Origin of the sequence: Enterococcus ratti, from assembly GCF_001886195.1 — a bacterium.
GTDB classification, from domain to species: domain Bacteria; phylum Bacillota; class Bacilli; order Lactobacillales; family Enterococcaceae; genus Enterococcus_B; species Enterococcus_B ratti.
This window is the reverse complement of the sequence record NZ_JXLB01000012.1, coordinates 1-19,156: the sequence shown is the minus strand read 5'-3', so window position 1 is coordinate 19,156 and position 19,156 is coordinate 1. Positions and strand designations below refer to the sequence as shown.

The window sequence follows — 19,156 nt, the reverse complement described above, 5'->3', positions numbered from 1 at the left end:
TTATTTCTTAATACAATCTATTGTAACATTATTATTTAAATAATAATTGTAATTAAAAAAATCATCCACCATAAAAAAATAACAAATTATCTTTTATAGATGAATGGACTTGCTTTTCATTTAACTAACGGGCAAAACAGGAAAATAATGCATAAAAAAAATTAGAACAACTAACTGTCCTAATTTTTAAAGTAAAATATGTTGCTGTTAAAACTCGTTTCTGTGAAAAAGTTATTTTCCGTCAATTTTTGCCAATAAAGAGGAATAACTATTATTTTATGAAATCCGTTACTATATGTTGTTATGTTGTATTGAAGAATATTTAATCAAAGAAGCTAATTTCATACAAAAATCCGGCCACTTTAAACGAATGACTTCGATTTATTTCTTAGCACATACATTAAACGCAAAAACATAGTAATTTACTATTGTATAACATTCATTTCCCAATTTTAGCTTGAATCTGGCAAGTATGAACATTCATCCATCATTACTCTTTCTCTTGACCTAGCACTAAGCTTGGTTCAGCATTTAGACACAGATTCGCACGTCGTCCTTTTTTTAATTCAACATGTGCAGCTGCGCCAATCATTGCAGCGTTGTCCCCACAAAGTTTTAAAGGCGGAATAAGTAGCTCCACATTTGGTAATTCTTCTTTTAAAGTCTTTTTAAGCATTTCACGTAATCCTCGATTCGCAGCAACTCCTCCTGCAACAACTAGCTGTTTCACAGGGTATTCTTTACATGCCCGCAAGGTTTTACTTACTAAAACTTCCACCACGCTTGCTTGAAAACTTGCGGCTAAATCATTTTTATTTAAACTTTCTCCTCGTTGTTTGGCATTATGAACAAGGTTAATAAATGCACTTTTCAAGCCACTAAAACTAAAATCGTAATTTTTTTCATGAATCATTGCTCTTTTAAAATGATAAACATCTTGGCCTAGATGAGCCAACTGGTCCAGTTCTTTTCCACTTGGATAGCTCAAGCCTAGCACACGACCGACTTTGTCATATGCTTCTCCAGCAGCATCATCTCTTGTTTCACCGATGATTTGATAATCGCCATCTTCTTTCATGTAAACTAGTTCCGTGTGTCCGCCGCTTACAAGTAGCGCCATTAAAGGAAATTCAAAAGGTTTTTGGAAACGAGCGGCATAAATATGCCCAGCCATATGATTAACTGGTAGTAGAGGTAACCGATGAGCCCATGCAAAAGCTTTTGCCGCAGAAATACCAATCAATAAAGAACCAACTAATCCTGGGCCATAAGTAACTGCTACAGCACTGAGCTGTTTAATTGAAATATTCGCTTCAAGTAAAGCCTCTTCTATACATAGCGTGATTTGTTCCACGTGGTGACGACTAGCCACTTCAGGAACGACTCCACCAAATCTTTTATGACTATTTATTTGTGAAGCAACGATATTTGCTAAAATTTCATCGCCATTTTTTACAATTGCTACGCTTGTTTCATCACAGCTTGATTCAATTGCAAGAATCCATTCTTCTTTCATTTTATCTTCTCCGTTTTTAGCATTGTACTCATAATAATTGCATCTTCAATTGGATTATGGTAATAGGATTTTCGTTTACCCAGCTCTCGGAACTTTTCTGAACGATAAAGTTGCCGCGCAGCTAAATTAGAAGGTCGAACTTCTAAATAGATGGTATATGTACCAGCATTTTTTTCTTGGTCTAATAAAAAACGCAATAGCTGCCGAGCATATCCCTTTTTTTGTAGTGATTTTGCGATTGCAATATTGGTGATCTCTGCTTCATCAATAATTTTGGAATAACCAACAAAGCCCTGAAGCATAAAATCTTCTACTAATAAATAGTATTGCGTGTGGGATTGATGAATGTCTGCCAAAAATTGTTCTTTTGTCCATGGAGAACCATGATCATATACATCTTCACAAAGTTCCCATAAACATTGGGCTAATTGTGCATCTTCAAAGTCATTTTTATTATAAATCAATTGATTCACTCATTTTCTAAAAATTTGATCATTTCTAATCCATCTTCATTTGTTTGGGTATAATACCCTTTTTTTACTTTCTTCGATTGAAATCCTAACTTTCGATAGAGTCGTTGGGCATCTTGATTACTCATTTTCACTTCTAAAGAAAGCGTCTCACAGCGATTCATTATAGCAAATTTTTCTATTTCGTCAATTAGCAACGTGCCAATGGTCTTCCGTTGATAAAAAGGTGTAATAGCAATATTGGTAATGTGACAGTCTAGCCCCAGTATTCTAGCTCCTATAAATCCAAACAATTTTTTTTCGTCAAAAATTCCTAAGTATAAATGTTGAAAAGGAGACTTTAATTCAGACAAAAAAGCACTCTTCGTCCATGGAAGCTCACCATTATACACTTCACGTTCGACAGATAATAAATCTTTAATATCTTTTGGTGTCAATTCTTTCAGTTGGTACAAACATTCTTGAACTTCAATGAACTTAGGAGAAAATTCCTGTGGTTCATAAAATAAACTTCTAGCATACGCTTTAAATTTTTTCAACATAGCTTTCGTCTCCGGGCGTATGTGTTTCCAACCATTTTTCTTCTGCTTCTACTTTCTTCAAGTAGCGTGGTAAAAAATTTTGGATATCCTTTACGGGTTTTCTTTTTGTCCCCAATGCAGCGACTGTAGCCCCATTTGGAAGATTCCATGCAGCAATTCGGTTGATTTTTGCATTAGGCAAAGCTTTCATAATTTCTGTCGTAAACTTTTGAGCATCTGTTCCTAAAAATAAAATAGGTTCAGAAAATGATGCGAGCTGTTCAAGCAGTTCTGTGATTGAAATATGTACATCTTCAAGAACTGTTTCTAAATTTCCTTTTGTTTGTCGATACACACCAGCATATACATTTTTTCTTCTTGCATCAATTAAAGGAACGAGAAGTCCTTTTATATGAACACAATTAGCAGCTAGCACTTGCAAACTTGAAACGCCAACTAATTCTTTCTTCAAAGTGTAAGCAAGTGTTTTTGCTGTTGTCACACCGATTCTTAACCCCGTATAGGATCCGGGTCCATCAGAAACTACGATTCGATCCACAGCAGCTGGCTCTATTTCAATTGCTAAAAACAATTGGTCAATTGCTGGCATTAAACGGACACTATGATTTTTTCTTTTATTGATTTGGAGTTGCCCTAAGATATTCTCGTCTTTCATCACACCAATTGCTAAAGGTTGATTCGCTGTGTCTATTCCTAATGTAATCATTTTGATTATCCTTTCTAGTAACTTCTATCGTTTTATATTGTAGCATACTTCTCGCGAAGAAAAAGAAAATTCATTACAGTAACAAAAGAAAAAAAGTTGGAATGATTCACAACTTTTTTCTCCAATCGTATTTACTCAAACACTTATTTACGCTTTGGTTGAACCACGCAAGATAAGTTCAGTTTCTACAATAATTTTTCTAGAAACAGGTGCTTTTTCATTTATCATTTGTAGCATCGTTTCTACTGCTAGTTCGCCCATCCATTCTGTGTACACTTTGATCGTAGAAAGAGGTGGCGAAACATATTTTGCTACACTAATATCATTAAAACCAATTAACGCAATATCCTCAGGAACTCTTTGCCCTTTTTCGCTAATGGCTCTTAAAGCACCAATAGCTAATGTATCATTTGCTGCAAATAACGCATCAAACGACTCTGAATGTTCGTCTAAATATTTTTTTACTTTTTGATAACCAGAAGCTACCGAAAACTCTGCTTCAATTATTTTTATCGGCAATCCTTTTGCCGACATGATTTGTTGAAAGGCTGTAATCCTTGGATCCCGTAGTCGTTGATGGCTCATTTTAGTATATTCCGTACCAGCAAGCATCACAATTGCAGTTGCTTGGTGACTTAGAAAGTAATCGATCACTTTTTGAATACTGGTCGAAAAATCAACAATTAAAGAGTTGATACTGTAAGCAGTTCCATCAAAATCAACAAGCAAAAGATTGGGCTGCGTATGCTTTAACTCAAGCAACTGTTGTTCATCAAATTTTCCTAAAGCAATTGTTGCGTCTGCCGGTTTTTTACTGATAGTATTCCAAGTTTCTTTTAACAAAATAATATTTGACTCTTCTGCCTTTTTTTCTATTCCCAAGCGAATAGATAGATAATAAAGATCCTCTAACTCTTCTTGATCATTGTACCACTGAATCAAACGTAACGTTTTTTTATTGGAAGCTGTATTTTTATGGTGTTTTGTGTAATTCAAATGCTCTGCAACTTCAAAAATTTTTCGCTTTGTTTCTATGCTTACAGATAACTCTTGATCATAATTCAATACTCTTGAAACTGTAGCAGGAGAAACCCCTGCCAACTTTGCAATATCTTTGATGGTTGCCACTTGTTTCTCCCTCCTGTTTTCTTCTTTCATTGACCGAGTGTTTCTATAAAACGTTTTAAAGCTGCTTGTCCTTTTTCATCGCGTTTAAATACCCCAGCATCTTCTAACACGCGCTCAAATACTTTTCCTAAGGCATGATAAATGACATGTGTCACTGTTTCTTCTGTTATTGTGGAATTTTCCATTTTCAACTGCTTCGCCCATTCGATATGATACTCTGCAATGGCATTTTCTTTTCCTAATAAATAGTTTTCTACTTCCGCAAGTTCATCTTTCAAGCGTGGAGGTAAAACAGCTAATCCCATCACTTCAATCAAACCAATATTTTCTTTTTTGATGTGTTGAACGTCTCGATGGGGATGAAAAATACCTTCTGGATGTTCTTTAGAAACATTGTTATCTCGTAAAACCAAATCAAGTTCAAAATAATGTTCATGCTTTCTAGCAATCGGTGTAATCGTATGATGCGGCGTTTTATCTGACGAAAAAGCGGAAATAGCAACCGATTGATCGGAATAATTTGCCCATTTTTCTAATACGTAATTAGCTGCCGCTGCTAAGAGTTCTTTATCTGTTGCCTGCAAACGAATAACAGACAGCGGCCATTTAACAATTCCAGCAATAACTTGAGGATAAGCAGTTAGTTTAAATAGCTTTTCTATCGGAGCCTTGGCCATTGGAAATTCATGACGCCCTGCTTGGTAATGATCATGCGCAAGAATCGATCCTCCCACAATCGGCAAATCTGCATTCGATCCAACAAAATAATGAGGCAAAACTTCAGTAATTTTAAGTAATCGTGCAAACGTTTCTTTTGTGATCTTCATTGGCCGATGCTCTTCTGACAAGATAATCGAATGTTCGTTATAATAAGCATAAGGAGAATATTGAAACCCCCAACTTTCACCATCTAAATTCATTCGAATGATTCGATGATTGGTCCGCGCTGGATAATTCAAACGTCCTTTATATCCTTCATTTGCCATGCAAAGCATGCACGTTGGATAATTTACTTTTTCCGCATTTTTTTCTGCAATAATTTGTTTAGGATCCTTTTCAGGTTTAGATAGATTAATCGTAATTTCCAACTCTCCATAAGAGGAGGGGTACGTATATTTAATATTTTTGGCAATTGCTCTCGTTTTGATATAGTCATTTCTTTGACTTAACTGATAAAAGTATGCAGTTGCTTCTTCTGGACTGTTGGCATAATGCTGTGCAAAAAAAGCATTTACTACAGAAGGTGGAGGTGTTAAAAAATCCATCAACTGTGCTTCAAAGATTTCTATTTCTGCCGGTAAATCAGAAAGCACCTTATTTTTTTGCGCCTGTTCAACTAATTGATCTAACAACACCAATGACTCTTGTTGAACAGAACGTATTTTCGTTGATTCTAAACTATTTTCACCAATCATTCCAAGAATTCTATTTTGTAAATAGATGCGATCCATTTCCATCCATCCGCCTGCTTCAATTGCTAACGTTGTAAAATCACAAATCGTTTGACTAATGGTCATCTTTTCTCTACTCCTCATAGCCATGGGGATGACTGACATGCCAATCCCAAGCAGTCTTGATGATTTCTTTTATATCCGTGTAAAACGGCTGCCAACCTAGTATTTCTTTTGCTTTACTACTAGAAGCAATTAATCGACTCGGATCCCCTGCTCGTCGAGGAGCAACTTTTGCTGGAATATCTCGTCCCGTTACTTCTCTAGCAGCTTCTAACATTTCCTTCACGGAATATCCTTTATTGCTTCCTAAATTAAAGAAATTACTTTCATTTCCAGCCTTTAGGTATTCTAAAGCTAAAACATGTGCAGCCACTAAATCTTCGACTTGAACATAGTCTCGAATACACGTACCATCCGGTGTATCATAATCGTTTCCATAAATAGCCAATGAATCGCGTTGGCCCAAAGCTACTTGAAGAATAATTGGAACTAGATGTGTTTCTGGCGTATGGTCTTCACCAATAGAAGCATCAGACTTTGCTCCTGCCACATTGAAATAGCGCAACGCCACATAACGCATGCCATACGCTTGATCACACCATTTCATCATTTTTTCCATCATCAACTTACTTTCCCCATAAGGATTTTTAGGCAATGTAGGTGTCTCTTCAGTAATTGGTGACTCTTTTGGCTCTCCATAAGTTGCAGCCGTAGAAGAAAAAACAATATTTTTCACATCAAATTCATGCATTACTTCTAATAAAATTTGCATTCCATAAACATTGTTATTAAAATATTTTAGCGGTTTTTCTACTGATTCTCCTACTAATGAACTAGCAGCAAAATGAATAACTCCTTCAATAGACTCTTTTTCAAATATCGTTCGTAAAAAAGATTTGTCTCGAACATCACCTTTATAAAATTGTGCTTTAGGATGAACAGCTGCTTTGTGCCCAGTTAACAGGTTATCAACTACAACTACTTGATCACCTTTACTAATTAATTGATCGACTGCATGCGAGCCAATGTATCCAGCCCCACCCAATACCAAGATTGCCATGAAACCACTCCTTTATTCATACAAAAACATCAAAAAAGTGTTGATCTTTTTGTTTCAACCTTTTAAATAAATGCTTTCGTCATTTAGTAAAATTATAATAAAACATTTAGTAAAATTTTTCAAGCAATAGCAGAAAAGAAAAATTAAACATTCGACTAGCCTTTTTTTATATTTTGTTTCATAATAGACATAACAACAAATAAATGAGGTGGAACAAATGAATAAATTTATATCTGGAATGGTAGTAGGCAGTCTGGCCACAGCAGCGGCAGTCGTCGGATTAGCCGCTTCTATTAAAAAAACAGTCATTGACCCTATCGATGAAAAAGAAGCCATGATTGAAGAAAACCGTAAAAAAGCTATGCGAAAGCGTGTTTCTCGTTAAATTGATAGAAGTATAGAAACTGGAACAAGCGATTCATCTTGCTCGTTCCAGTTTCTTTTCATACTTTTGAATGCAGATGAACCAATCGTCAGTAAACGCAAGATAGCAACTTCCATTGATAAGTTGATGGGCTAAGTTAAAAAATTGCCCCAGCTAAAACAAGTAAATCCTTTTTGCTGTAAAAAGCAAACCATCAATCACAAAAATTTGTAATTGATGGCTTATTTTTTAACATTAAACTCTGTAATTTTTTGCTTTATAAGCGCTCTTATGTGTATTATTTTAAACACGAAGAAATGCTGCTTTATTCACTAACTATTCGTGAAACACGCTGCTCCAATTATTTTTAGCTATACTTTTTTGCTTTTGATCTTTCCTGACCAGCCGTCATAACCACCTTTTAAAATATAAACCTCTTTATACCCAGCTTTTCTTAGTTTATTTGCTGTACGAATGCTTAAGCTTTTTCTTTGATCATAAATATAAACCGGTTGGTCTTTACGAATGGACCCTAATGAATTATTTAAAACAGTATAAGGAATATTTCTTGCACCCAAAATATGTCCTGCATCAAACGCATCTTTTTCGCGAACATCAATGACTTGGGCTTTTCGCATCCCCTCACGAAATTCATCTTCTTCAAGCGTTTTAGCAGAACGTTTTGCCATGACTCGTAAATAAACTTCCCAAAATATAATGGCAAGAACGATCAACAGCAAAATGATGTTAATTATCCACAAAACCATTTCATCCCTCCACTTTATTCAGCATATTTCAAGGCCAATGAAGCAGCACCAATCACGCCAGCTTCATTTCCTAACTCAGCTAATTTAATTTTTGTTGATTCTTTTACTTGAGGGAATGTGAACTGGTTAAAGTACTTTTCAACACGACTTCGTAAAAATTCTCCCGCAGCAGATACGCCACCGCCTAAAATAATACTGGAAGGATTCATTGTATTTCCTAAATTTCCACAAGCTAACCCTAAATAAAAGCAAACACGATCAACAACCATTAAGCCAAACGAATCATCTGCTTGCGCAAACTCAAAAATATCTTTACTGGTTACTTCTTCCCCGTTGTCAAGCATTGCTTTTAATTTTGAATCACCAGCATATCCTTCTGCCAAGAAACGTGCAACACGAACCACGCCAGTAGCACTAGAAACCGTTTCAAGACAGCCACGCTTCCCGCAAGTACATTCAAAACCTTCCGGATCAACTGTAATATGACCAATCTCGCCACCTGCACCAGCTACACCGTGAATCAAGTTTCCACTAGCAATGATCCCCCCACCTACACCAGTTCCTAGCGTAACAAAAATAACATCAGGATCATTTTCGCCAGCACCCTTCCAGCGTTCACCCAATGCAGCTACATTAGCATCATTATCAATGGCGAATTTGATTCCGGTGCCTTCTTCAATTTGTTTTTTCACATATTGACGTTCCGTCCAATTCAAATTGTAGGCACCAATTACTGTTCCTGCTTCGCTATCTACACTTCCTGGCGTTCCCATACCAACACCAATGAAATTTTCAGGCTGCATGTTATATAAATTTAATCGATGATTGATGGACTCAATGATTTCAGGAATAATATGCTTACCATCATCCAATATATTGGTATCGATGCTCCATTTTTGTTGAATCTCTCCTTCTGGTGTTAGAATTGCAAATTTTGCTGTTGTTCCACCTAAATCAATCCCAATGATTTTTTTATCCATTACCAGTTTCCTTTCTTTCGACTTTCTTCTACTCGGTGCTCTCTTTTTAGTATACGCCACGCTGTCATGTATGTATGATGATCAATCAAACGACTTTCATAAAGATTTTTTAATTCAATCGTCATTAACTCAATATCATAGATACGTGACCCAACATAGACGTAGATGCCAAATCGTTTGAACAGCTGTTGCACATCATATAAGCTCTCCATTTTTAAGCACTTCCTTCACATTATACAAGTAATCCGTAGTTTTTTAAACCCAATAAAACACATATTATTAAAAGAAACCCAAAAACAAGGAAAGAAAGGATCTTCTGATGAATCGAATAATTGGTAGCTTTTTGCGGCAATCCCAAAATATTTCCTAAAAGCAATCCACCGACTATCCCTCCTAAATGTCCCCAAACGTCCACTGAGGTATCTGCCAATCCAAAAATAAAACTTATGGCAATAAACACTAAATAATGTTGTATTAGTTGGCGTACTCGATAATTATTTTTGAAATGATAGCCTAAAATAAACAATGCACCAAATAATCCAAATAAAGAAGTACTTGCTCCACCAGATAAGACATCGGCATTATTGAAAGCAAGACTTGTTGCATTCCCTAAAATTCCACTAAACAAGTAGATAAGAAAAAATCGCCAGTGTCCATAAAGCACTTCAATTTGTTCTCCCATAAAATATAAAATCAAGGAATTCATAATAAAATGTGCCAGACCAAAGTGAATAAAAATAGGAGTAATAAGACGCCACCACTCATTCATATAAACAATAGAAGGACCAAACATTCCAAGATACGAAGGAATATTCAAAAAAGGAAATAATTCGATTGCTAGAAAAACAACGGTCTGAACGGCTAGAAAAAAATAAGTTAAGATGGGGCGGCTTAACAAAGCCTTTAATTTTATTTTCTGTTGATAATTCATAGAATCCTCCTCATTATTGTTCAATAAACAACCGCTGGACTTTTTTATCAAAAATTTCCGGCTGCCATTGATTGTTTAGCTGCTCATGAAAGACAAGGCTACAGGTCTGATTCGGATAATTTATTAAATAACGGTCATAATAACCTCCACCAAAGCCAATTCGATAGCCTTTTGGATGATAGATAATCCCAGGAATGATAAGCAAATCAATTTGCTCTGGCGCAAAATAGATCTCAGAGATCGGTTCAAAAATACCAAAATTCGTTCGTTTAAACTCCGTGGAATGAGTGATCTGAAAAAATTTCATTTGACGATCGGCAAAGGTTTTAGGAACAAGAACTGTTTTTCCCTGTTTCAAAGCGGATGCAATGATAGGTTTCGTGGAGATTTCTATTTTATTGGCTATCGTCAATCCAATCACCTGAGCTTGCTGCCATTGCGCACTTTGAAATAATTGAGAATAAATTTTTTGCTCTTTTTCGTATTTGTGCCCACTTTCTGCTATCTCTTTTAATTTTTGTATTCCGAACCTTCTTAACTTCATTTTTAGATGATCCAAACGATTCACCTGCCTCTCGTTAAAATGGTAGCGGAAAATGACCAAAATAGCAATTTAACTTTTTAAATAAACGAATTTTTTTATAATAAAAAGACAACTCTAAAAATAAAGGGGTTCTCCCAAAAGATTTGCCTCTCTTTTTTTCTAAACGATTGTACGTTTAGAAAATAATAAATATAAGAAATATGGTGCCCCCATAACAGCAATCAAAATGCCTGTAGGTACTTCACCGCTTGGCAAAATCACTCGAGCAAGAATATCTGCACTATTTACAAACAAAGCACCAAATAACCCACTTAAAAGCAACGACCAACCATTTTCTTTACAAACAATGAATTTTGCTGCATGCGGCGCCAACAGACCTACAAACGAAAGACTGCCGGCCACTGCCACACTACCGCAAGCTAATGCTACTGCAATCAACAACAATACTTTTTGGCTTGTTCCTACATCCAAGCCTAAACTTTGTGCTTTTTCTTGACCAAAAGACAACAAGCCGATCCGTTTACCATAAACGATAGCTAAAGGAATCAAAACGACGGCCCAAGAAAGTAATGAAAAAACATAGGACCAACTAGCTCCCCAAATTGAGCCAGCCAACCATGAGTTGACAAAATGATAATTTTCTTTTGCTAATTTAATGGTGCACAAAAGCATGAACGCTGAAAGACCGGCATTCACTGCGATACCAGCAAGCAAAATTCGATTCATCCCTAGGAAGCCATTTTTAGTATAGGCAATGAGATAAACAAGAAATGCTGCAAATAAACCGCCTAAAAAGGCAACTATCAGTAATAAAAAAGGCGAAGCATGGTCGGCATAAAAACCTAGATAAATCATCACTAAAAAACCAGCACCCGCATTTATTCCTAAGATACTGGAATCTGCCAGCTTGTTTCTAGTTACTCCCTGCAATAAAAAACCAGCTATTCCTAAACATAAACCGGCTAAAAGACTAATCAACAGTCGCGGTAATCGAAACTCATACACAATCAATTTGTGAATTGCCAACGCTTTTCCTTGAATGAATGCAAGTAATTGGGGAAAAGAAATAAATGGTATACCAGTCATTAAACTGATAATTGTACTTCCAACTAATAAAAATAGTAAAAAGAACATGACCTGCTTTCTTTTTTTCATGAAGGCTCTCTCCTTACTTGAAATAATAAAAATGGCACACCAATCAACGCAATCACCAACCCAAATGGCGTTTCAAATGGCGGATTCACCATTCGAGCAGCAAAATCAGCTAACATGACTAATCCGCCACCAAGTAAAAAAGAAGCCGGCAAAACATAACGATAATCCGAGCCAAATATTCCACGAACAATCGGCGGCACCATTAAACCAATGAATGAAACCGGCCCAACTAATGAAACAGCAAGTGCAGCTAATACTGCCACTAATCCAAAAGCAATCAATCTGATACGAGCTGGATGTCCGCCAAGAGCTAATGCATGAGCTTCGCTTAGATTAACGAGCGAAACGGAGCGCCCCAATAAGAAAGCACAGCAAGCCGCAAGAAAATACACAGGTCCTAAAATTGACAGTTGGTGCCAAGTAATATTAGCCGCCCCTCCAACAAACCAAAAAGCAAAATCTTGCTGTAAGTCAAACAGCTGCGTCAATGCTTGACTAATGGCTGTAAAAAAAGAATTAATAGCCACTCCCGCTAAAACCAATTGGATGGGGTTCATTCCCATTTTTGAAAAACTCAAGAAACCAAACACAAAGAGCGTAACTAACAATGAACCAAAGAAAGACCAAAGAAAGATAGCAGCAGAAGAAGCATCCGGCCAAAAAGCAAAACTAATTACCATTGCAAAAGAAGCTCCTGCATTTATTCCTAACAATCCTGAATCAGCTAAAGGATTTCTTGTTACTCCCTGCATCAATGCGCCGCTAAGTGCGAAACTACTACCGACTAAAAAAGCACCTAACACTCGTGGCAAACGAATCGTTCGGAGAATCAATTGCGTTTGATTTGATTCATCCAAACAAGATAAAGCGTGCCAAACATCTAAGACTGCAATATCCGCCGTTCCATTTGCAAGAACAAAGAAAAAAAGAGCCAAAACAAACAATGCAAGCAATATAAGAACCCTTAGCTTCTTCTTTTGTTTCATCGATCCCCCTCCTGACAATTTTTGAGCAAATCATACGATAAAAAAACGGGCTTTTTTGTCTTCGGTAAATGAACAATCTGAGCCTCTATTTCAAATATTTTCCGCATCCATTCAGCCGTAATCACTTCATCTGGAGTACCATAAACCAGCAACTGTCCCTCTTTCATCCCCATTAAGTAATCTGAAAATCGTGAAGCATGGTTGATATCATGAATAGACATTAAAATTGTTGTTTGTTTGATTCGATTAATCTCCGTTAACAATTGCAAAATTTCCAATTGATGTGCAGGATCTAAAAAGGTAGTTGGTTCATCCAAAATCATAATGTCTGCTTCTTGGGCCAAAGCCATCGCAATCCAAACCCTTTGTGCTTGTCCACCTGACAAACTAGTTAATTCTCTTGTTTTCAAATTCTTCAAGTGGGTTGCATCTAACGCCCAATCAATCGCCTGTTTATCTTCTTCATTTAATCCACCAAAAAATTTTTGGTAGGGATAACGACCATATGAAACAACTTCTTCCACAGTCATTCCTTCAGGTTGGTCATTGCTTTGCGCAAACAAAGCAATTCTTTTTGCTAAATTTTTTGGACTATAAATAGCTATTTCAGAACCATCCACAATAATTTTCCCCTTTTTTACAGGTAGGATTCGGGTAAAACTTTTTAATAGAGTTGATTTTCCACTGCCATTTGGACCAATCAAACTCGTTATTTTTCCTTCGGGTACTTTTACAGATAGTTTCTCAATGACTTGTTTATTTAAATAACCTGTCGTAACATCCACAGCTTCTAAAGTAGTCATTTTTTCACCCTTTCACTGAAAATCATTCTCAATTATGAAGCTCTTTCACAAATTCGTCAAGTCTTACTTTAAACGAATTGATTTATAAAAATAGTTGACATCACTTCTATTGTCAGGAATAATATTAATTGAGAATGATTATCAATTATTTAAGGAGAAAAAAATGAAACAAAAAATAAAATTATTCACAAGCATAGCTGCTGTTCTTCTAATTTGTTTATTAAGCGCCTGTACTTCATCAAAGCAGCAAACAAAAACAACCAATTCGTCCACTTCTTTTCGCCTAGTAACCGATTCTTTAGGTCACAAAGTGAAAATACCCAACCATCCTAAGCGGATTATCGGAAGTTATCTAGAAGACTATCTAATCGCTTTAGGAGAAATTCCAGTTGCACAGTGGTCCATTGGTAATGGCTCCGTTCAAACTTATTTACAGAAAAATCTCAAAAATGTACCACTTATTTCTTATGACCTGCCTTACGAAAAAGTTCTAAGTTTTGAACCAGATCTTTTATTGATGTCTTCTTCTGCCGCAGTAGAAGGCGGAAAATATGAACAATATAACAAAATTGCCCCAACATATGTTGTCAAAAATGGCAACGAAATAACATGGGAAGAACAGCTAAAAGAAATTGGAAAAGTTTTAAATAAAGAAATAAAGGCAGAAAAACTTATCGCTAACTATCAAAAACAAGTAAAAGAAACTAAAAACGAATTAGCAAACAAAATCAACGGAAAATCTGCTGCTGTCTTATGGGTAACTAACAACTCTGCCTTTATGGTAAGTCAAATGCGCTCAAGCGGACGCATCATCTATGAAGATCTAAAATTTAATGTTCCCAGTCTCGTAGCTAAAGTTTCTAAAAAAGCTACTTCTGATTGGTCGGCAATCTCTTCTGAAGAATTGGCTAAACTGGACGCTGATTACATTATTCTCATAAACAGCGATAAAACAGCAACGATATTTAATGAAGCAACTTGGAAAAACTTAAAAGCTGTAAAAGAGAATCATGTTTTAGAATTTGGAAAAAATTCCAGTTGGTTATATAATGGACCAATTGCTAGTCAAAATATGGTAAAAGATATTAAAAGTAACTTAAACTAACATTTTCTAAAATCAAAATTGAAACAAAAGAAGTTAATCTTAAAAATGAAGCTGTTTTTTCATCACATTCGAAAAAACAGCTTCATTTTAGTGTTTTGTTTGCGAAGTCCCCCTTAAAACATTTATTTTCTTTGCCATTTCTGAAAACGGTGAGGATATAAATTCTCTTGATTTACAATTCCTTCATGTTCTTCAACCAGCTCAAAATCTGAAAAATCTATTTCTCCGATAAACGTATCACCAGTAAATTCAGCATCAATCAACGTTCGCCAAATAATCCCCGTCTCTGGCAATAATTCTTGAAAAATCCGGCTTCCTCCTGATACATAAATATCTTCCGGAATATCCTTGGCATAAGCCAGTAATTCTTCAATCGAATGAAGAACTTCTGCATTTTTTTCTACTCTTAATTCTTTTTGAGCAGTCAAAACGATAATATGACGATAAGGTAACGATAGTTTCCCCATTCCCTCATAAGTTTTTCTACCCATCACTAAAATTTTATCCATAGTATGCTCTCTAAAAAAACGCATATCGTTTGGTAATTTCCAAGGAAGTAAGCCATCTTTTCCTATTAAGCCGTTTCGATCTTGTGCCCACATTGAAATAAACATCTGTCTCATCCTTTCAAAATTGCTAGCAAAAGCATATACACTGCTCAAAATCCGTCCTTAAATAAAAAAAGACCGGATTTCTTGAATATCCAGTCTTTTTATCAAATTTTAACCATAATAAATATAAAACAAAAACCGTTACTTTTTTCTTATTTTGTTTCACGGTGTAAAGTAACTTTGCGTTCGCGTGGGCAATATTTTTGTTTTTCCAAACGATCAGGATTGTTACGTTTGTTTTTGCTTGTTAAGTAATTACGTTCTTTACAAGAAGTACACTCTAAAGTAATGTTTACGCGCATGTTTTTCCCTCCCATTTTAACTAGAATCCTCTAAGATAACTCTCAGACTTGATCATTTTACCATGATTTCAAAAAGATTACTAGCTTTTCTATAAAATTTGTTAAGTAAAATTACTTGACGAATATTTTTTACTAATTCTACTCCACAAACAAAATCTTTTTCTTTTTCCTCTCTTACACGTACACTTATATAAATAAGAAAATTACACATTTAAGGAGGACACTTCAATGCCATGGAACATGTACGATTATCCATCTGCTATGAAAAACTTAGAAGAACTAGTTCGTAAAAAAGCAATCGATATTGCTAACGCGTTACTATCAGAAGGCTATTCTGATGATCGTGCCATTCCTATTGCCATTAAGCAAGCAAAAGAATGGTACAAAGACGCAGATTCTTCCGAAAAAAAAGAATTTTCAAAGGAAAAAAATCCCACCAAACACGATGCACACGATACAAATCCACGTACTTCAAAATTATTAAATGCAAACGTCATCGTAAAATTTGAAGAAAATAAGTGGATCGTTTTATCTGAAGGGGCAAAAAAAGCAAGCAATCGTTTTTCTACAAAAGACAAAGCCATTGAAAAAGGAAAAGAAATTGCACAACATAAAAAAACTACATTGATTATTTATAAAAAAGATGGCACAAAAGACAAAGAATTCAAAAATTAGCAAAAAAGCGAAGAATCACGAAAATAACCGACTTTTCTCGCGATTCTCCGCTTATTTTATAAAAGCAACCCCATTCATTGTCGGAGTCGAAATATAGCGCTGTTTTCTCGAAACTTTTCATTTAATCAAGCTTTTAAAAAATAACCTCTCCACTTTTACACCGTTACATAATTAATGGTTTCAGCCTTTGGAATTTCTTCATCAACGAAGAATACTTTATACCAAGTTAAAAAACTAAAAATTGTCCAAATTTTTCGCTGTTCTTGTCTACGCCCTTCATAATGATCCTTTAATAAGCGCATAATTTTTTCCTGTTCAAAGAATTCTTTTGTAAAATCAGCTTCAAATAATTCTTTGACTTGTTTATAGCCATGTTCTTCTTTCAACCAAGCTTTAATTGGTACAGGAAATCCTAATTTCACACGGTTTGACCATTCTTCTGGTAAATGTTTATTTGCCGCTTGTCGGAAGATATCTTTAGTATTGTTTTGATTTAGCAAGTATTTACTTGGAATTTGTTGGGCTAGCTTCATTACTTCAATATCTAAAAGCGGCACACGTACTTCTAAAGAGCTAGCCATGGAAAGCTTATCCGCTTTTAATAAAATATCTTTTGGCATCCATTGATGAAGGTCAACGTATTGCATTTTATTTACTTCATCTTTGATATTTTCTGTTTTTGTATAATGTTCTGCCATAATTTCATTTACAGATGGAGCATGTTGAAAATCTCTCGTCAAGAATGCCTTAGCCTCTGCTTCTTCAAATACTCGTGCATGACCAATAAAATATTCTTTTGCTGGTGCTAAAGATTCATACAAATGAATGCGCCCATGAAAGTTTTTCATTTTACCAATTTTACGTCCAAGATTATATCTTGTTCCTCTAGGTAATTTTTTCAATCCTTGGGCAATGACACGAATAAATTTTGAATTCGTATGAAACCCATAAGTTTGATAACCCGCAAATAATTCATCTGCTCCTTCGCCTGATTGTACGACTCTTACACTTTGCGAAGCTAAATTTGCTAAGAAATAAAGTGGAACACAAGAAGGATTAGAATCCGGTTCATCTAAATGATATTGAATTAAAGGAAAAGCTTTAAACGACATCTCTCCGTCAATGACTGCTGCCGTGTTATCTAAATCCAACAGTTCAGTTAATTTTCTCGCTTCAATTGCTTCATTATAGGTCTTATCGTCAAAACCAATTGAAAAGGAATGATCCGGTTTTAAAACAGAAGTAACATAACTTGAATCGACTCCACTTGATAAAAAGGAACCTACTTCCACGTCACTAATTGTATGAGCCTTGATAGACGATTGGACCGTTTCATCAATCTTGTCAATCCATTCTTTTCTTGAGTGGTTTTGTTTTGTTTCAAAGTTAGCATCCCAATATTGCTTAATTTCTAAACGTCCCTTTTTATAAGTAAAGTAATGACCTTCTGGCAGGCGATACACTCCCTTAAAGAAGGTTTCACCATTTAGCGGAGAATATTGGAACGTCATATAAGGTTTTAAAGCTAATTTATTCAATTCCTTATTAAAATCTGGATGCGGTAAAAAACTTTTAATTTCTGAGCCAAACATGAACGTTCCATTCATTTCGGCATAATAATAAGGTTTGATTCCAAAATGATCTCGCGCACCAAATAACTCATTTTTTTCATTGTCCCAAATAGCAAAAGCAAACATCCCACGAATCTTTTGCAAAAGCTCTGTTCCCCATTCTTCATAACCATGCAATAAAACTTCTGTATCGGCATGTGTTTGAAAAACATGTCCAGCCGCAATTAACTCTTCTTTAAGCGGTTGATAATTATAAATTTCACCATTGAAAATGATAATTTTTGTTCGATCTTCGTTATAAATAGGCTGTGTACCGCCTTCTAAATCAATGATACTTAGCCTTCTAAACCCTAAAGCAACATGTTGATCAATATAATCTCCAGAGCTGTTGGGACCTCGATGAACAATTCGATCCATCATCGCATTTACAATTGTTTTTTTATTGTCTTTGTCATTAACAAATCCTACAATTCCGCACATCAATTTTCACATCCTAAATAATAATTACTCTTCCATTTATTTCTGCTCATATGAATCTTATCATAGAGGTCATAAAGAGCTAAATAATATCTCTCTTACAGTTTCGTCACATAAAAAAAAATAAAAGGATTCATAGTTATCCATAAAAAATAGTTCTATTAATTAATTTACCATGTTTTTACTTGTGAAGCCATTTTATTTAACGAAGAATTGAAAAATATTAAAGATTATTTAGAAGACAACAAAACATAATAAACTTACTTCACTGTATCCATATTTATTTCATTTTTCAAAACAAAATATCTCTTCCATCATCATTCAATTTTAACTAAAACAAATATTCGTTCATGGTTTACAACATCCTAACGCCTCACTTTTTAAATCAAGTACTTCTCTAAAAGATACTTAAAATATTAGGACATACAAACAACAGCGAATAGCTACCTGCACATTATCGAAAATAAAAATAAGACCACTATTTCTAACTTTTCAAATTATATGAAAGGATGATTGGGATAAAATCAAAAAGGGGTACTCTTTTTTAAAAAGAGAGCTATCTAGCAAGCGCCAGATAGCTCATAAATGTTGACATATAAGGAAGGTACAGGATTTATATATGACTGGTAATAGAAGGAAATTACTAGCATATTTTAGCGATTTACCATAATTTTTACTTGTAGTTATAAAATATTAGCACTAACTAAATTTCAAAACGTAGTCAAAAACGTATTTAAAATTCTAATCGGGTAAGTGTTCAACTAAACTAGATTTAATTATGTACTGCTCCTCAACGAGGAGCTTTTTTTAATATGAAAGTGTCTGACCCGGATAAATCAAATTAGGATTGGATAATCCATTGCGCTGTGCCAACGCTTGATACGTTGTACCTAACCTAGATGCGATTGATGATAAATTATCGCCTGATCGAACAGTGTATGTTCTAGTAGTACTTACTTTTTCGTTTACTTTTAGAACTTGTCCAGCATAGATCATGTTTGGATTACTT

The 19,156-nt window shown here is 35.1% G+C and carries 22 protein-coding genes; 3 read left to right on the top strand and 19 right to left on the bottom strand.

Annotated features, from left to right (window positions below; all coding sequences use genetic code 11):
• Positions 1-490 precede the first annotated feature (490 nt).
• The 7 genes from tsaD to galE all read right to left on the bottom strand — a co-directional run bounded on the left by tsaD (position 491) and on the right by galE (position 6,876).
• Positions 491-1,516 carry a tRNA (adenosine(37)-N6)-threonylcarbamoyltransferase complex transferase subunit TsaD gene (tsaD, locus tag RV14_RS07005; protein ID WP_071855581.1) on the bottom strand — a complete coding sequence of 342 codons (1,026 nt, stop codon included), beginning with the start codon at positions 1,514-1,516 and terminating at the stop codon, positions 491-493.
• A complete protein-coding gene (gene rimI / locus RV14_RS07000; protein WP_071855580.1) occupies positions 1,513-1,980 on the bottom strand; it encodes a ribosomal protein S18-alanine N-acetyltransferase in 468 nt (155 codons plus the stop codon). Before rimI (RV14_RS07000) ends, tsaD begins: the two co-directional genes overlap by 4 nt.
• Positions 1,981-1,985: 5 nt before the next feature.
• The gene (gene rimI, locus RV14_RS06995) at positions 1,986-2,528 is read right to left on the bottom strand and encodes a ribosomal protein S18-alanine N-acetyltransferase (RefSeq protein WP_071855635.1); all 543 of its coding nucleotides are present in this window, start codon (positions 2,526-2,528) and stop codon (positions 1,986-1,988) included.
• Positions 2,512-3,234: a tRNA (adenosine(37)-N6)-threonylcarbamoyltransferase complex dimerization subunit type 1 TsaB gene (gene tsaB / locus RV14_RS06990; RefSeq protein ID WP_071855579.1), complete on the bottom strand. Its 723-nt coding sequence runs from the start codon at positions 3,232-3,234 to the stop codon at positions 2,512-2,514. Before tsaB ends, rimI (RV14_RS06995) begins: the two co-directional genes overlap by 17 nt.
• A 147-nt stretch (positions 3,235-3,381) precedes the next feature.
• Positions 3,382-4,362, bottom strand: coding sequence for a LacI family DNA-binding transcriptional regulator (locus RV14_RS06985; RefSeq protein ID WP_071855578.1), 981 nt, complete (start codon positions 4,360-4,362; stop codon positions 3,382-3,384).
• 26 nt (positions 4,363-4,388) lie between these two features.
• Entirely contained in the window at positions 4,389-5,879 is a 1,491-nt protein-coding gene (gene galT, locus RV14_RS06980) for a UDP-glucose--hexose-1-phosphate uridylyltransferase (protein WP_071855577.1), read from the bottom strand.
• Between the two features lie 7 nt (positions 5,880-5,886).
• On the bottom strand, positions 5,887-6,876 hold the full coding sequence (gene galE / locus RV14_RS06975) for a UDP-glucose 4-epimerase GalE (RefSeq protein ID WP_071855576.1): 990 nt from the start codon (positions 6,874-6,876) through the stop codon (positions 5,887-5,889).
• 217 nt (positions 6,877-7,093) lie between these two features.
• Between galE and RV14_RS06970 the strand changes: the two genes are divergently transcribed.
• Positions 7,094-7,261 (top strand): DUF3042 family protein, encoded by a 168-nt coding sequence (locus RV14_RS06970; RefSeq protein WP_071855575.1) that lies wholly within the window; start codon positions 7,094-7,096, stop codon positions 7,259-7,261.
• A gap of 350 nt (positions 7,262-7,611) precedes the next feature.
• Here the strand turns inward: RV14_RS06970 and RV14_RS06965 are convergent, their stop codons facing one another.
• The 8 genes from RV14_RS06965 to RV14_RS06930 form a co-directional block, all read right to left on the bottom strand.
• Entirely contained in the window at positions 7,612-8,007 is a 396-nt protein-coding gene (locus RV14_RS06965) for a rhodanese-like domain-containing protein (protein ID WP_071855574.1), read from the bottom strand.
• Between the two features lie 14 nt (positions 8,008-8,021).
• Positions 8,022-8,987, bottom strand: a complete 966-nt coding sequence (locus tag RV14_RS06960; RefSeq protein ID WP_071855573.1) for an ROK family glucokinase — start codon at positions 8,985-8,987, stop codon at positions 8,022-8,024.
• The gene (locus tag RV14_RS06955) at positions 8,987-9,199 is read right to left on the bottom strand and encodes a YqgQ family protein (RefSeq protein WP_071855572.1); all 213 of its coding nucleotides are present in this window, start codon (positions 9,197-9,199) and stop codon (positions 8,987-8,989) included. Before RV14_RS06955 ends, RV14_RS06960 begins: the two co-directional genes overlap by 1 nt.
• Positions 9,200-9,219: 20 nt before the next feature.
• A complete protein-coding gene (locus RV14_RS06950) occupies positions 9,220-9,918 on the bottom strand; it encodes a rhomboid family intramembrane serine protease (RefSeq protein WP_071855571.1) in 699 nt (232 codons plus the stop codon).
• Positions 9,919-9,931: 13 nt separating this feature from the next.
• The gene (locus RV14_RS06945) at positions 9,932-10,477 is read right to left on the bottom strand and encodes a 5-formyltetrahydrofolate cyclo-ligase (RefSeq protein ID WP_071855570.1); all 546 of its coding nucleotides are present in this window, start codon (positions 10,475-10,477) and stop codon (positions 9,932-9,934) included.
• Positions 10,478-10,621: 144 nt separating this feature from the next.
• On the bottom strand, positions 10,622-11,617 hold the full coding sequence (locus RV14_RS06940) for a FecCD family ABC transporter permease (RefSeq protein ID WP_071855569.1): 996 nt from the start codon (positions 11,615-11,617) through the stop codon (positions 10,622-10,624).
• Entirely contained in the window at positions 11,614-12,603 is a 990-nt protein-coding gene (locus tag RV14_RS06935; protein ID WP_071855568.1) for a FecCD family ABC transporter permease, read from the bottom strand. The genes RV14_RS06940 and RV14_RS06935 overlap by 4 nt, the downstream gene beginning before the upstream one ends.
• A complete protein-coding gene (locus RV14_RS06930) occupies positions 12,600-13,406 on the bottom strand; it encodes an ABC transporter ATP-binding protein (protein WP_071855567.1) in 807 nt (268 codons plus the stop codon). The genes RV14_RS06935 and RV14_RS06930 overlap by 4 nt, the downstream gene beginning before the upstream one ends.
• Before the next feature lie 163 nt (positions 13,407-13,569).
• Between RV14_RS06930 and RV14_RS06925 the strand changes: the two genes are divergently transcribed.
• Positions 13,570-14,511: an ABC transporter substrate-binding protein gene (locus tag RV14_RS06925; protein WP_071855566.1), complete on the top strand. Its 942-nt coding sequence runs from the start codon at positions 13,570-13,572 to the stop codon at positions 14,509-14,511.
• Positions 14,512-14,633: 122 nt separating this feature from the next.
• Here RV14_RS06925 and RV14_RS06920 read toward each other — a convergent pair whose 3' ends face one another.
• The gene (locus RV14_RS06920; protein WP_071855565.1) at positions 14,634-15,125 is read right to left on the bottom strand and encodes a dihydrofolate reductase; all 492 of its coding nucleotides are present in this window, start codon (positions 15,123-15,125) and stop codon (positions 14,634-14,636) included.
• A gap of 149 nt (positions 15,126-15,274) precedes the next feature.
• Positions 15,275-15,439 (bottom strand): 50S ribosomal protein L33, encoded by a 165-nt coding sequence (rpmG, locus tag RV14_RS06915; protein WP_002320810.1) that lies wholly within the window; start codon positions 15,437-15,439, stop codon positions 15,275-15,277.
• Positions 15,440-15,652: 213 nt separating this feature from the next.
• On the opposite strand from rpmG, the gene RV14_RS06910 reads away from it, so the two are divergent.
• Entirely contained in the window at positions 15,653-16,099 is a 447-nt protein-coding gene (locus RV14_RS06910) for a DUF2188 domain-containing protein (RefSeq protein WP_071855564.1), read from the top strand.
• 155 nt (positions 16,100-16,254) lie between these two features.
• On the opposite strand, the gene asnB is transcribed toward RV14_RS06910, so the two are convergent.
• Both asnB and RV14_RS06900 read right to left on the bottom strand, forming a co-directional pair.
• On the bottom strand, positions 16,255-18,150 hold the full coding sequence (asnB, locus tag RV14_RS06905) for an asparagine synthase (glutamine-hydrolyzing) (protein ID WP_071855563.1): 1,896 nt from the start codon (positions 18,148-18,150) through the stop codon (positions 16,255-16,257).
• A gap of 804 nt (positions 18,151-18,954) precedes the next feature.
• The coding region (locus RV14_RS06900) for a LysM peptidoglycan-binding domain-containing protein (RefSeq protein ID WP_143139746.1) at positions 18,955-19,156 on the bottom strand (202 nt) is incomplete at its 5' end.

What these genes read in the sequence shown, in the direction of transcription:
- tsaD (WP_071855581.1), bottom strand. Translation starts at nt 1,516, where the DNA reads ATGAAAGAAGAATGGATTCTTGCAATTGAATCAAGCTGTGATGAAACA.
- rimI (WP_071855635.1), bottom strand. Translation starts at nt 2,528, where the DNA reads ATGTTGAAAAAATTTAAAGCGTATGCTAGAAGTTTATTTTATGAACCA.
- tsaB (WP_071855579.1), bottom strand. Translation starts at nt 3,234, where the DNA reads ATGATTACATTAGGAATAGACACAGCGAATCAACCTTTAGCAATTGGT.
- galT (WP_071855577.1), bottom strand. Translation starts at nt 5,879, where the DNA reads ATGACCATTAGTCAAACGATTTGTGATTTTACAACGTTAGCAATTGAA.
- galE (WP_071855576.1), bottom strand. Translation starts at nt 6,876, where the DNA reads ATGGCAATCTTGGTATTGGGTGGGGCTGGATACATTGGCTCGCATGCA.
- RV14_RS06970 (WP_071855575.1), top strand. Translation starts at nt 7,094, where the DNA reads ATGAATAAATTTATATCTGGAATGGTAGTAGGCAGTCTGGCCACAGCA.
- RV14_RS06965 (WP_071855574.1), bottom strand. Translation starts at nt 8,007, where the DNA reads ATGGTTTTGTGGATAATTAACATCATTTTGCTGTTGATCGTTCTTGCC.
- RV14_RS06960 (WP_071855573.1), bottom strand. Translation starts at nt 8,987, where the DNA reads ATGGATAAAAAAATCATTGGGATTGATTTAGGTGGAACAACAGCAAAA.
- RV14_RS06955 (WP_071855572.1), bottom strand. Translation starts at nt 9,199, where the DNA reads ATGGAGAGCTTATATGATGTGCAACAGCTGTTCAAACGATTTGGCATC.
- RV14_RS06950 (WP_071855571.1), bottom strand. Translation starts at nt 9,918, where the DNA reads ATGAATTATCAACAGAAAATAAAATTAAAGGCTTTGTTAAGCCGCCCC.
- RV14_RS06940 (WP_071855569.1), bottom strand. Translation starts at nt 11,617, where the DNA reads ATGAAAAAAAGAAAGCAGGTCATGTTCTTTTTACTATTTTTATTAGTT.
- RV14_RS06935 (WP_071855568.1), bottom strand. Translation starts at nt 12,603, where the DNA reads ATGAAACAAAAGAAGAAGCTAAGGGTTCTTATATTGCTTGCATTGTTT.
- RV14_RS06930 (WP_071855567.1), bottom strand. Translation starts at nt 13,406, where the DNA reads ATGACTACTTTAGAAGCTGTGGATGTTACGACAGGTTATTTAAATAAA.
- RV14_RS06925 (WP_071855566.1), top strand. Translation starts at nt 13,570, where the DNA reads ATGAAACAAAAAATAAAATTATTCACAAGCATAGCTGCTGTTCTTCTA.
- RV14_RS06920 (WP_071855565.1), bottom strand. Translation starts at nt 15,125, where the DNA reads ATGTTTATTTCAATGTGGGCACAAGATCGAAACGGCTTAATAGGAAAA.
- rpmG (WP_002320810.1), bottom strand. Translation starts at nt 15,439, where the DNA reads ATGGGAGGGAAAAACATGCGCGTAAACATTACTTTAGAGTGTACTTCT.
- RV14_RS06910 (WP_071855564.1), top strand. Translation starts at nt 15,653, where the DNA reads ATGCCATGGAACATGTACGATTATCCATCTGCTATGAAAAACTTAGAA.
- asnB (WP_071855563.1), bottom strand. Translation starts at nt 18,150, where the DNA reads ATGTGCGGAATTGTAGGATTTGTTAATGACAAAGACAATAAAAAAACA.